Origin of the sequence: Micromonospora sp. NPDC049089, from assembly GCF_040648775.1 — a bacterium.
Taxonomy (GTDB): Bacteria; Actinomycetota; Actinomycetes; order Mycobacteriales; family Micromonosporaceae; genus Micromonospora.
This window is the reverse complement of record NZ_JBEZEH010000208.1, coordinates 1-12,934: the sequence shown is the minus strand read 5'-3', so window position 1 is coordinate 12,934 and position 12,934 is coordinate 1. Positions and strand designations below refer to the sequence as shown.

Sequence of the window (12,934 nt, the reverse complement as noted above, 5' to 3'; positions counted from 1 at the left end):
GCCCGGGCCGGCCCGGCCGGCCCGACCCCCCCTCGGGGGCCCCCCGGGCGGGGCGTGTCGGTGGGGTCCGGGGGGCGCTGGGTGGTGGTCACGCTGTCACCACCCGGGCGCGGCGGACCAGCACGGCCAGCAGTGGCGCGCCGATCAGCGCGGTGACGATCCCGGCCGGGATTTCGCCGGGCGGAGCGACGAGTCGACCGGCGATGTCGGCGGCGAGCAGCAGCGCCGGGCCGAGCAGGGCGGAGACGGCGAGGGTCCAGCGGTGGTCGGCGCCGACCAGGGCGCGGGCCAGGTGCGGCACGGCCAGCCCGACGAACGCGACAGGTCCGGCGGCGGCCACCGCGGCGCCGGTCAGCAGCACGGCGGCGAGGCCACCACCGAGGCGGACCAGGCCGATGCGGTGGCCGAGGCCACGGGCCACGTCGTCGCCGAGGGCCAGCGCGTCCAGACCCCGCGCCACCAGGGCGGCGAGCACCAACCCGACGATGACGAACGGCAGCACCTGCGCGGCGACCGACAGGTCCCGTCCGGCCAGACCGCCGACCACCCAGAAGCGGTACTCCTCGAAGGTGCGGGCGTCGATGCTGAGCAGCGCGTACACCCCGGAGGCCAGGCTGGCGTCGAGCGCCGCGCCGACCAGCGCGAGGGTGACCGGGCTGGCGCCCTCGCGGGCGCGGGTGGCGATGGCGAAGACCAGCAGCCCGGCGATCAGGGCCCCGGCGATGCCGAACCAGACGTACCCGGCGAGCGTGCCGACGCCGAAGACGGAGATCGCGAGCACCACCCCGAACGACGCGCCCGCGCTGATGCCGAGGATGCGCGGCTCGGCGAGGGGGTTGCGGGTGAGCGCCTGGAACAGCACCCCGGCCACGGCGAGCGCGAGCCCGACAGCGAGACCGAGCGCGGTCCGGGGCATCCGCAGCTCCCGGACGATGGTGCTGGCATCGCTGCCGTCCGGCGCGACGAGCGCGTGCCAGACCTGGTCGACGCCGAGTTGTCGGCTGCCGAGCGCGAAGCTGGCCAGCACGGTGAGCAGCAGCACCAGCGCGGCCCCGACGGTGACTGTCACCCGACGCCCGGTGCGGGTGCTGGCCCGACTACGGGTCGGCCGGCTGGCGAGGGCGGTCACGAATCTCCTGCACGATCGGGCTTAGGTTCGCCTAACCTTAGCCGACCTGCGAAAAGGCGCCTAACCGGCCTCGGTCGATGCAGTGACCGGCACCTCCGGCACGCCCCGTGACTCCGGCACGTCACGCGAGCCGCCGTCCCCGGCCGCCGCGCCGCCGCGCGGCAGGACGTTGAGCGGCCGCATCATCTCGTTGTCCTCGTGCTCCAGCAGGTGGCAGTGCCAGGCGAAGCGACCCGGCAGGTCGAAGCGCGCCTTGATGCGGGTCACCTCCCACGGGTACGCGAGCACCGTGTCCAGCCATCCCCGCTCCCCCGGGTCCGGCAGCGACCGCCCCGAGTGTCCCCGGCCGAGCAGCTCGAACTGGACCTGGTGCAGGTGGACCGGATGCACGTGACGGGTGAAGTTGCGCACCTCCCACACCTCGGTGTCGCCGAGCGACGGCTGCTCGGTCACCGGGTCGCTCCAGCGCAACGGCAGCCCCCGGCCGCGCTCGTCGAGGACGCCGAGCAGCATGATCATCGAACCGCCGGACATCCGCTCGTTGAGCGACAGTCGGCGTACCCGCTGGGCCTGGCCCAGGCGCGGGTGTGACGGAAGCCGTAGCTGCTCCGGTGGCACGCTCGAATCCGCGCCGGCCGCGTCGGTGACCACGAAGCGCAGCACCTGCCCGGTGGTGTGCGGGTCGGCGGGGTCGAAGTCCACCCCGGGCCGACCGCCGCCATACATCCCGTCCGGCCCTTCGTTGACCAGGTACAGCTCGGTGCCGGCCGGCACGTCGGTGAAGTCGACGATCGCGTCGACCCGCTGGGCCGGGCCGAGGGTGACCCGCTCGTGCGGCACCGGCTCGGGCAGGAGACCGCCGTCGCTGCCGATCTGCCAGACCGGCAGCACCGGCCGGGCCGGCCGCGCGGTGGCGTGGGCGGCCACGCTGAGCAGCAGGAACCGGCTGTTGCAGCCGTTGAGCAGCCGGAACCGGTAGCGACGGCGCTGGACCGTCAACGAGGGCCAGGTGCGGCCGTTGACGACGATCGTGGAGCCGGAGAACCCGGGCACCCAGGTCGGTGGCCCGTCGCCGCCGCCGGAGTACCTCGACGGATAGCGCAGCTCACCGTCGGCGGTGAAGCTGCGGTCCTGGATCATCAGCGGAATGTCGTGGTACGAGGCGTTCGGCGGATCGTCGCGGGTCGGCGCCGGGCCGGGCAGCACTCCCTCCGGCAGCTCGTCCCCACCACCGAGCAGGTAGAACCCGGCCGGCCCGGCGTAGACGTTCTCCCGGGTGAGCCCGAGCGCGTGATCGTGGTACCAGAGGGTGCCCGACCGCTGGTCGTTCGCGTACTCGAAGGTGGCCGAGCCCGGCGCCCAGCGCAGGCCGGACCGCTCGGCGAACCGGGACCGGAACTCCCGGTACGCGCTGCCGGACACGGCGAAGTCGGACGGCAGGTCACGGGCCACCGGCAGGTACCACGCCTCGGAGTGTCCGTCGCTCTCCTGCGTGCTGTGCCCACCGTGCAGATGCACCACCTGGGGCACCGGGCCGCGATAGCCCCGTGGGCTGCCGTCCCACTGCCCGTGGTGGTCCCGGTGCTCGATGCCACCGGCCGGATTGGCCCAGTGCAGGGTGGGGTCCACCGGCAGCAGGTGCGGCAGGTAGTCGCCCCGGTCGTCGACGAGTTGGTTGACCCAGGTCACCCGTACCGGGCGGCCGACCCGCGCCATGATGGTGGGCGCCGGGTATCCGAAGCTGCCGGGGTGGGCGGTGGAGCCGTACCCCCACACCGTGGTGCGGGGCCATGACGGCGGCAGGATCTGCTGGCGGAACTGTCGCACCGCGATCTCGTACGTGTCGCGCTCCGGATCGGTGACCACCGTCGGCATGGCCGGGGGGATCCGCAGCGGCGTGACGTACTTCGGAATGTCCCGGACGTCCAGCGGCGCGACCGCGGCGAGGGCCCGGCCCGAGGCCGCCCAGCCCGCTGGGATCAGCGCCGCCGCGCCGCCGGTGGCACCGGCCGCGAGCAGCCGACGTCTGGTGACCATGCCGCACCTCCCAGTCGCTTCGAACCTCGATATGAGAATGAGATTCGCGGACGACCACAGGGCGGACAGATGGCAGATGACACCCATAAGAGGGACATTCACGTCATAGGGTGTGGACATGCGATTCGACCAGCACACGGTCGTCCTGCTGACCCGACCGTCGGATCCGCCGGAGCTGCCGCAGGACGCGATCGACAGGTTGCGGGACGCCCACCTGGCCCACCAGGCGGGCCTCGTGCAGCAGGACCTCGTCCTCGCGGCCGGGCCGTTCCTGCATCCCGACGACGAACATCTGCGGGGCTTCGTGGTGATGTCCATCGCCCCGGACGAGGCACGCGCGCTGTTCGCCAACGACCCCGCCGTGCGGGCCGGTCGCCTGGTCGCGCGGGTCACATCGTGGCTGCTTCCGGAGGGCACCCTGCGGTTCGAGAGCGTGCCGGTGCCGCAGTCGATGCTGGAGGCGGCCTCCGGGGACTGACCCGGGCCCGGTCAGCCGGCCGAGCCGCTGCCGGCCTCCGCGGGCAACTCCCCGATCGGGACCACCCGCGGGGCGTCCATCGGGCCGACGACCACCCGCAGGTGCGGGAAGTGGTCCCGCAGCACCTGCCGACACCGGTCACAGGGCGCGACGACCTCGCGGCCACGGTCGGCGACAGTGACCATCGTCTCCAACGCGGTGACGCCCTGCGTGGCGGCCGTGCCGATGACGACGAGTTCGGCGCAGACCCCTCCGGTGGCGTGCTGCACGTTCACGCCGGTGAAGACCCGCCCGTCCGCGGTCCGGGCCGCCGACGCGACAGTGTGGTGCCGGCTGCGACAGCGCAGCTTGGAGACCGCGGTGGCGGCCTGCACCAACGCGCGGTCGGTGTCGCGCATCTCCATCCGGCTCCCCCAGCGCTCGACGTCGGCCGCCAACTCTAGGGCCCGCCCGTGACCGTCAAGGGACCGGAGGTGGCCGTCGGAGAGCCGGCCGCTCGGTAACCCAGGGGCGCTGCGCCGCCGGGCTGCCTATCCTTGGGCACGACATGCAGAATCCAACCGCCTCCGTCGCGTCCGACCCCGTTCGCGAGCTGCACCGCCGCCTCACACCTCTGATGTTCCGCGACCAGCGCCGGCTCCAGCGGCGACTGGACGGTGCCCGCAAGCTGCGCGACCCGCAGCGTCGGGAGGCGGCGCTGACCGAGATCACCGCCGACCTGGTCCGGGCCGAGCAACGGCTCGCCGCCCGGCAGGCGGCGGTGCCCGTGATCACGTACCCGGTGGGTCTGCCGGTCAGTGAGCGCAAGGACGACATCGCCGCTGCGATCCGCGATCACCAGGTGGTGATCGTGGCGGGCGAGACCGGCTCCGGCAAGACCACCCAGATTCCCAAGATCTGCCTGGAGTTGGGGCGCGGGGTGCACGGCCTGATCGGGCACACCCAGCCCCGGCGGTTGGCCGCCCGGACGGTGGCCGACCGGATCGCCGACGAGCTGGGCACCGAGTTGGGCGACGTGGTCGGCTACAAGGTGCGCTTCACCGACCAGGTCAGCGAGCGCAGCCTGGTGAAGCTGATGACAGACGGCATCCTGCTGGCCGAGTTGCAGACCGACCGGATGCTGCGCCAGTACGACACGCTGATCATCGACGAGGCACACGAGCGCAGCCTCAACATCGACTTCATCCTCGGATACCTGCGGGAGCTGTTGCCCCGACGACCCGACCTCAAGGTGATCATCACCTCGGCGACCATCGAGACCGACCGGTTCGCCCGGCACTTCGCCGGGCCACCCACTGCCGACGAGCCCGACGGCGTGCCCGCCCCGGTGGTCGAGGTCTCGGGGCGTACCTACCCGGTGGAGGTGCGCTACCGGCCCCTCGTCGAGCTCGCCGAGGGTGAGGAGGACGGCGACGGCGACGAGGAGACCGTCCGCGACCAGATCCAGGCGATCGGCGACGCCGTGGAGGAGTTGGCCGCCGAGGGCCCCGGCGACATCCTGGTCTTCCTCAGCGGTGAGCGGGAGATCCGGGACACCGCCGACGCGTTGGGCAAGCTGGTGCAGACGAAGCGCTCGCTCCTCGGCACCGAGATCCTGCCGTTGTACGCGCGGCTGTCCAGCGCCGAGCAGCACCGGGTCTTCGCCGCGCACTCCTCGCGCCGGGTGGTGCTCGCCACCAACGTCGCGGAGACCTCGCTGACAGTGCCCGGCATCAAGTACGTGGTGGACCCGGGCACCGCCCGCATCTCCCGCTACTCCAGTCGGCTCAAGGTGCAGCGGCTGCCGATCGAGCCGGTCTCCCAGGCGTCGGCCAACCAGCGCAAGGGCCGGTGCGGCCGTACCTCGGACGGCATCTGCATCCGCCTCTACGACGAGCAGGACTTCCTCTCCCGGCCCGAGTTCACCGACCCGGAGATCCTGCGGACCAACCTGGCGTCGGTCATCCTCCAGATGACCGCGATCGGGCTCGGCGACCTCGCCGCGTTCCCGTTCATCGACCCACCGGACAAGCGCAACATCACCGACGGCGTCAACCTGCTGCACGAGCTGGGCGCGTTGAACCCGACCGAGGCCGACCCGGAGAAGCGGCTCACCGCGCTCGGCCGGCGGCTGGCCCAGTTGCCTGTCGACCCGCGCCTGGCCCGGATGGTGGTCGAGGGCGAACGCAACGGCTGCGCCACCGAGGTGCTGGTGATCGCCGCGGCGCTTTCCATTCAGGACCCGCGGGAGCGGCCGGCGGAGAAGCAGGCTCAGGCGGACCAGGCGCACGCCCGGTTCGCCGACAAGGAGTCGGACTTCGTCGCCTTCCTCAACCTGTGGCGCTACCTGCGCGAGCAGCAGCGGGAGCTCTCCTCCAGCGCGTTCCGCCGGATGTGCAAGGCGGAGTACCTGAACTACCTGCGCATCCGCGAGTGGCAGGACATCGTCAGCCAGCTGCGCCAGGTGCTGCGTACCCCGTCCGACGGCGACCGGCGTGGCGGGCGGCCGGCGCGCGACACCTCGGACGACGCGGACGCCGGCCGGGGCCGCCGGGGCGGCGCGGACCTGCCGGAGGAGATCGACACCCCGAAGGTGCACCAGTCGCTGCTGCCCGGCCTGTTGTCGCACATCGGCCTGAAGGACGCCCAGAAACACGAGTACCTGGGGGCGCGGGGAGCGAAGTTCGGGATCTTCCCCGGCTCGGCGTTGTTCAAGAAGCCGCCGCGCTGGGTGATGGCCGCCGAGTTGGTGGAGACCTCCCGGCTGTGGGGGCGCATCGCCGGGCGGGTCGAGCCGGAGTGGGTCGAGCCGCTGGCGCAGCACCTGGTCAAGCGCAGCTACAGCGAACCGCACTGGGAGAAGAAGCAGGCCGCGGTGATGGCCTACGAGAAGGTCACCCTGTACGGCGTCCCGCTGGTCAGCTCCCGAAAGGTCAACTTCGGCCGGATCGACCCGACGCTGAGCCGGGAGCTGTTCATCAGGCACGCCCTCGTCGAGGGCGACTGGCAGACCCACCACCAGTTCTGGGCGGACAACAAGCGACTGCTCGCCGAGATCGAGGAGTTGGAGAGCCGGGCCCGACGCCGGGACATCCTGGTCGACGACGAGACCATCTTCGGCTTCTACGACCAGCGGATACCGGCCGACGTGTCCTCCGGCCGGCACTTCGACAGCTGGTGGAAGAAGACCCGCCGCGAGCAACCCGACCTGCTCACCTTCACCCGCGACCTGCTGATCAACGACGGCCGACCGGGGGTGGACGAGGACGACTACCCGGACGAGTGGCAGGCCGACGGGGTGAGCCTGCCACTGACCTACCGGTTCGAGCCGGGCACACCGGACGACGGCGTCACAGTGGACATCCCGCTGCCGCTGCTCAACCAGGTGCCGGCGGAGACCTTCGACTGGCAGGTGCCGGGGCTGCGCGAGGAGACGGTGATCGCGCTGATGCGGTCGCTGCCCAAGGCGATCCGCCGCAACTTCGTCCCGGTGCCGGACTACGCCCGGGCGGCCCTGGCGGCGATCACTCCCGGCGAGGAGTCGCTGCTGGACGCGCTCACCCGGCAACTGCGCCGGATGACCGGAGTGACAGTGCCCCGCGACGCGTGGGAACCGGGCAAGCTCCCGGCACACCTGCGGGTGACGTTCCGGGTCCTCGGCGACGACGAGAAGCCGGTCGCCGAGGGCAAGGACCTGCCGGCCCTGCAACGCCAACTCCGCCAGGAGGTACGCCAGGTGGTGGCTGCCGCCGCGCCGGAGGTGGCCCGCACCGGGCTGCGCGAGTGGAGCATCGGCACACTGCCCCGGACCATCGAGCAGGTCCGCGCGGGTTACGCGGTCACCGCGTACCCGGCGCTGGTCGACGAGGGCGCCACGGTCGGGGTGAGGGTGTTCGACTCCCCCGCCGAGGCGGAGGCGGCGCACTGGGCCGGCACCCGCCGGCTGCTGCGGCTCACCGTGCCGTCCCCGGCGCGGTTCCTGCAGGGGCGGCTGGACAACGAGGCGAAGCTGGCGCTGAGCCGCAACCCGCACGGCGGCGTGCAGGAGTTGATCGAGGACGCGGCGGGCGCCGCCATCGACCGGCTGATCGCTGTGGCCGGTGGGCCGGCGTGGGACGCCGACGGTTTCGCGGCCCTGCGTGAGAAGGTCCGCGCCGACCTGGTCGACACAGTGGTCGAGGTGATGGACCGGGTCCGCAAGGTCCTCGCCGCCGCGTACACCGTCGAGCAGCGGCTCGGCGCGACCCGCAACCTCGCCGTGGTGGCGGCGCTGGCCGACATCCGCAACCAGCTCGCCGGGCTGGTGCACGCTGGTTTCATCACCGAGACCGGGTACGCACGCCTGCCCGACCTGCTGCGCTACCTCACCGCCATCGAGCGTCGGCTGGAGCGCCTCGGCGGCAACCCGCAGCGGGACCGCCAGCAGCAGGACCGGATCGCTGTGGTGCAGAAGGAGTACGCCGACCTGCTCGCCAACCTGTCGCCGGCCCGCCGCCAGGAGGCGGCCGTCCGGCAGATCCGCTGGATGATCGAGGAGTTGCGGGTGAACGTCTTCGCTCAGGCGCTGGGCACCCCGTACCCCGTCTCCGAGCAGCGGATCTACCGGGCGATGGACGACGCCGAGGGCCGCTGAGCCGGACCGCGGGGCCGTCGCCGACCTGGTCGCGGCGGCGGCCCCGTCCGGCCTCCTCGCGGCAGCTTTCCCCGGCGGGTCAGGTCAGTGGCTCGACGCCGGGGGGCAGTTCGCCGAGGTTGATCGCCGACTGGATGTAGTCGAGCAGGATGCGCCGAAGCTCCCGACCCGCGTGGGTGGGTACGACGTCGCGCCGACGGGCCACCGCGATGGTCCGCCGCACCCCGGGCGGGGCGAGCGGGGTGATCCGCACGCCCGGCCGCCGGGCCAACACGATGCCGGGCACGAGAGCGATGCCGAGTCCCGCCTCGACGAAGCTGAGCACCGCGTCCATCTCGCCGCCGTCCACCGCGAAGGTGGGCTCGAAGCCCGCCTCCCGACACGCCTGGATGGTCGCGTCGCGCAGGTCGTACCCCTCCCGGAACATCACCATCGGCTGGTCCCGCAGGTCGGTGATGCGCAGCTCCCCGGTCGTCGACGCGGTGGGCACCTCCCCCACCGAGGCCACCACCAGACTCTCGCGCAGGATCGGGTCGACCCGCAGCCCCGGGTCGGCCCCCTGCGCCGGCATGATGATGAGGGCCAGGTCGAGGTCGCCGCGAAGCAGGTCGCGGACCAGGTCCTGGGAGCCGCCCTCCTCGACCTTGAGGTCGACAGTGGGGTGGGCGTCGCGGAACCGGCGCAGCACCGGCGGGGCGAGCGAGGTCGCCAGACTGGGGGTGGCCCCGAGCCGGACCCGGCCCCGGCGCAACCCGACCAACTCCTGGACCTCCCGGGTCGCGGTTTCCACGTCGGCGAGGATCCGGGTGGCCAACGGCAGCAGCACCTCACCCGCTGCGGTGAGGGCGATATTGCCCCTTACCCGCTCGAACAGTGGTGCTCCGAGGTCGGCCTCCAGAGCGTGAATTTGCTTACTGAGAGAAGGCTGAGTGATGCCCACGAGGTCGGCCGCTTGGGTGAAATGTCGTACTTCGGCCACCGCGACGAAGTACCGGAGCTGATGGAGCTGCATCTAAATAGCCTACGGCTATCAACACTGCGAGTTTGATGCATTGGACGACTGATCGAAGTGCTCCTAGCGTCGGTCCTGTGGTAATCACGAAGACTCGGTCGCCCATCCGCTCGAACGTCGGCCTCAAGGCCGTCATGGCGGTGACGGGCATCCTGCTGGCGCTGTTCCTCATCGCCCACATGCTCGGCAACCTGAAGGTGTTCACGGGGGAGACCTCGTTCGACCACTACGCGCACTGGCTGCGCGACATCGGCAAGCCACTGCTGCCCGGCGTCTGGTTCCTGTGGATCCTGCGCACCGTGCTGGTCGTGGCGGTCGTCGCCCACATCGTGGCCGCCACCGTGCTGGCCCGGCGCGCCCGCGCCGCCCGCCCGGTCAAGTACGCCCACCGCAAGAAGGTCAACGGCAGCTACGCGGCCCGCACGATGCGCTGGGGTGGAGTGATCATCCTGCTCTTCGTGATCTACCACCTGCTGGACCTGACCACCGGCACGCTGAACCCGGTCGGCGACGAGAGCAAGCCGTACGGCAACGTCGTCGCCGACTTCGCGCCCGAGCGCTGGTACGTCACGCTCTTCTACACCCTCGCCATCCTCGCGGTCGGCTTCCACCTGCGCCACGGCGCGTTCAGCGCGTTCCGCAGCCTCGGCCAGCAGACGCCACGCGGTGAGCGCAGGGCGCGTACCGCGGCTCTGGTCTTCGCCGTGCTGCTCTGCGCCGGGTACCTGGTGGTCCCGTTCGCCGTACTCACCGGATTGGTGTCCTGACATGGAACTCTTCACCGAGGGCGACCCGATCGCCGACACCAAGGCTCCCACCGGCCCGGTCGAGAAGCGTTGGGAGACCCGGCGCTTCGAGGCCAAGCTGGTCAACCCCGCCAACCGCCGCAAGATGACGGTGATCGTGGTCGGCACCGGCCTGGCCGGCGGCTCCGCCGCCGCGACCCTGGCCGAGCAGGGCTACCACGTCAAGTCCTACTGCTACCAGGACAGCCCGCGCCGGGCGCACTCCATCGCGGCACAGGGCGGCATCAACGCGGCGAAGAACTACCGCAACGACGGCGACTCCGTCCACCGGCTCTTCTACGACACCGTCAAGGGCGGCGACTTCCGCTCCCGGGAGTCGAACGTGCACCGGCTCGCCGAGGTGTCGGTCAACATCATCGACCAGTGCGTCGCCCAGGGGGTGCCGTTCGCCCGCGAGTACGGCGGCCTGCTGGACACCCGCTCCTTCGGTGGCGCCCAGGTGCAGCGCACCTTCTACGCCCGGGGCCAGACAGGCCAGCAGCTGCTGCTCGGCGCGTACCAGGCCCTCGAACGGCAGATCGGCCTGGGCAACGTCGAGATGAACACCCGGCACGAGATGCTGGAGCTGGTCCTCGTCGACGGCAAGGCCCGCGGCATCGTCGTCCGGGACATGGTCACCGGCGAGATCAGCACCGAGATGGCGGACGCCGTGGTGCTCGGCTCCGGCGGCTACGGCAACGTCTTCTACCTCTCCACGAACGCCAAGGGCTGCAACGTCACCGCCACCTGGCGCGCGCACCGCAAGGGCGCGTACTTCGCCAACCCGTGCTACACGCAGATCCACCCGACCTGCATCCCGGTCTCCGGCGACCACCAGTCGAAGCTGACCCTGATGAGCGAGTCGCTGCGCAACGACGGCCGGGTCTGGGTGCCGAAGACCAAGGGTGACGACCGCAGCCCGAAGGACATTCCGGAGGACGAGCGGGACTACTACCTGGAGCGGATCTACCCCTCCTTCGGCAACCTGGTCCCCCGCGACATCGCCTCCCGCGCCGCGAAGAACGTGTGCGACGAGGGGCGGGGCGTCGGGCCGACCAAGCTCGGCGTCTACCTCGACTTCGCCGACGCGATCGGCCGGCTGGGCCGCAAGGCCATCGAGGCCAAGTACGGCAACCTCTTCGAGATGTACGAGCGGATCACCGGCGAGGACCCGTACGAGGTGCCGATGCGCATCTACCCCGCCGTGCACTACACGATGGGCGGCCTGTGGGTCGACTACGACCTCCAGTCGAACATCCCCGGCCTGTTCGTGATCGGCGAGGCGAACTTCTCCGACCACGGCGCGAACCGGCTTGGCGCCTCGGCGCTGATGCAGGGCCTCGCCGACGGCTACTTCGTGCTGCCCACCACCATCGCCAACTACCTGGCCTCCGGCGGGCTGGACACTGTCGACGCCACCCACCCGGCGGCGATCGAGGCGCGCACCGACGTCGAGGACCGCATTCGGCGGCTGCTCGCTGTCGACGGCGACCGGACCGTGGACTCGTTCCACCGGGAGCTGGGCCAGATCATGTGGGAACACTGCGGCATGGAGCGCAGCGAGGCCGGGCTGCGCAAGGCGATCGACGAGATCCGTGCCCTGCGCGAGCAGTTCTGGCAGCGGGTCAAGGTGTCCGGCACCGGCGAGGAACTCAACCAGTCGCTGGAGAAGGCCGGCCGGGTGGCCGACTTCTTCGAGCTGGCCGAGCTGATGTGCATCGACGCCCTGCACCGCGAGGAGTCCTGCGGCGGCCACTTCCGGGCCGAGCACCAGACCCCCGACGGTGAGGCGCAGCGCGACGACGACCGGTTCGCGTACGTGGCGGCCTGGGAGTTCACCGCCGACGGCGAGCCCTCGGTGCTGCACAAGGAAGACCTGAAGTTCGAATACGTCCACCCCACGCAGCGGAGCTACAAGTGAACCTGACCCTGCGCATCTGGCGCCAGAAGGGCCCTGAGGACAAGGGTCGGATGGTGACCTACCCGGTCGACGACGTGTCCCCGGACATGTCGTTCCTGGAGATGCTCGACGTGCTCAACGAGCGGCTGATCCTCGCGGGCGATGACCCGGTGGCGTTCGACCACGACTGCCGCGAGGGCATCTGCGGCATGTGCGGCCTGATGATCAACGGCGACGCGCACGGGCCGCAGCGCGGCACCACCGCGTGCCAGCTGCACATGCGGCAGTTCAAGGACGGCGAGACGATCGACATCGAGCCGTGGCGGGCCAGCGCCTTCCCGGTGGTCAAGGACCTGGTCGTCAACCGGAGTGCCTTCGACACGATCATCGCGGCTGGTGGCTACGTCACCGCGCCGACCGGCAGCGCGCCCGAGGCCCACTCCACCCCGGTCGCCAAGGCCAACGCCGACGCCGCCTTCGAGTCGGCGGCCTGCATCGGCTGCGGCGCCTGCGTGGCAGCCTGCCCGAACGGCTCCGGCATGCTCTTCACCGCCGCCAAGCTCACCCAGCTCTCCCTGCTGCCGCAAGGCCAGCCCGAGCGCTACACCCGGGTGATCGGCATGGTCGACGCGCACGACGAGGCCGGCTTCGGCGGCTGCACCAACGCCGGCGAATGCACCCCAGCCTGCCCGAAGGGCATCCCGCTGAACACCATCGGCCGGCTCAACCGCGACTACCTCGCGGCCACCGCCAAGGGAGCGAACAACACCCCCGGCTCCTGAGCTGCGCCGCACGACACCAGACCGCCGTATCCCGCTTTCCTCGGGGGTACGGCGGTCTTGCTTTTCTCGCGGCTGCGGGCTTTGGCCTCCGGCTCCGGCTCCGGCTCCGGGCTTCGGGCTTCGGGCTTCGGTTGCGGTGGGGCTGGGGCGACCGTCCCCGGCTACGGGCGCGCCGAGGTCCGGCAACCGCAGCGTCGGC

Annotated in this window: 9 protein-coding genes; 5 read left to right on the top strand and 4 right to left on the bottom strand. The window is 71.4% G+C overall.

Annotation, left to right across the window (positions count from 1 at the left end; genetic code table 11):
• Positions 1–88: 88 nt before the first annotated feature.
• Positions 89–1,129, bottom strand: a complete 1,041-nt coding sequence (locus AB0B48_RS27665; RefSeq protein ID WP_357206581.1) for an iron ABC transporter permease — start codon at positions 1,127–1,129, stop codon at positions 89–91.
• A gap of 60 nt (positions 1,130–1,189) precedes the next feature.
• Positions 1,190–3,166 carry a multicopper oxidase domain-containing protein gene (locus AB0B48_RS27660; RefSeq protein ID WP_357206579.1) on the bottom strand — a complete coding sequence of 659 codons (1,977 nt, stop codon included), beginning with the start codon at positions 3,164–3,166 and terminating at the stop codon, positions 1,190–1,192.
• Between the two features lie 118 nt (positions 3,167–3,284).
• Between AB0B48_RS27660 and AB0B48_RS27655 the strand changes: the two genes are divergently transcribed.
• Positions 3,285–3,644, top strand: a complete 360-nt coding sequence (locus AB0B48_RS27655; RefSeq protein ID WP_357206577.1) for a YciI family protein — start codon at positions 3,285–3,287, stop codon at positions 3,642–3,644.
• A gap of 11 nt (positions 3,645–3,655) precedes the next feature.
• Here AB0B48_RS27655 and AB0B48_RS27650 read toward each other — a convergent pair whose 3' ends face one another.
• Positions 3,656–4,048 carry a cytidine deaminase gene (locus tag AB0B48_RS27650; RefSeq protein WP_357206575.1) on the bottom strand — a complete coding sequence of 131 codons (393 nt, stop codon included), beginning with the start codon at positions 4,046–4,048 and terminating at the stop codon, positions 3,656–3,658.
• Positions 4,049–4,191: 143 nt separating this feature from the next.
• On the opposite strand from AB0B48_RS27650, the gene hrpA reads away from it, so the two are divergent.
• A complete protein-coding gene (hrpA, locus tag AB0B48_RS27645; protein ID WP_357206573.1) occupies positions 4,192–8,256 on the top strand; it encodes an ATP-dependent RNA helicase HrpA in 4,065 nt (1,354 codons plus the stop codon).
• A 79-nt stretch (positions 8,257–8,335) separates the two neighbouring features.
• Here hrpA and AB0B48_RS27640 read toward each other — a convergent pair whose 3' ends face one another.
• Positions 8,336–9,268 carry a LysR family transcriptional regulator gene (locus AB0B48_RS27640; protein ID WP_357206571.1) on the bottom strand — a complete coding sequence of 311 codons (933 nt, stop codon included), beginning with the start codon at positions 9,266–9,268 and terminating at the stop codon, positions 8,336–8,338.
• Between the two features lie 83 nt (positions 9,269–9,351).
• Here AB0B48_RS27640 and AB0B48_RS27635 point away from each other — a divergent pair, with 83 nt between their 5' ends.
• From AB0B48_RS27635 to AB0B48_RS27625, 3 genes are read left to right on the top strand one after another with little or no spacing between them, the layout of a single operon-like run.
• The gene (locus tag AB0B48_RS27635) at positions 9,352–10,035 is read left to right on the top strand and encodes a succinate dehydrogenase cytochrome b subunit (RefSeq protein WP_357206583.1); all 684 of its coding nucleotides are present in this window, start codon (positions 9,352–9,354) and stop codon (positions 10,033–10,035) included.
• 1 nt (position 10,036) lies between these two features.
• Positions 10,037–11,974, top strand: coding sequence for a fumarate reductase/succinate dehydrogenase flavoprotein subunit (locus AB0B48_RS27630; RefSeq protein WP_355007163.1), 1,938 nt, complete (start codon positions 10,037–10,039; stop codon positions 11,972–11,974).
• A complete protein-coding gene (locus AB0B48_RS27625) occupies positions 11,971–12,735 on the top strand; it encodes a succinate dehydrogenase/fumarate reductase iron-sulfur subunit (protein ID WP_355007162.1) in 765 nt (254 codons plus the stop codon). Before AB0B48_RS27630 ends, AB0B48_RS27625 begins: the two co-directional genes overlap by 4 nt.
• The last annotated feature ends 199 nt before the right edge of the window (positions 12,736–12,934 follow it).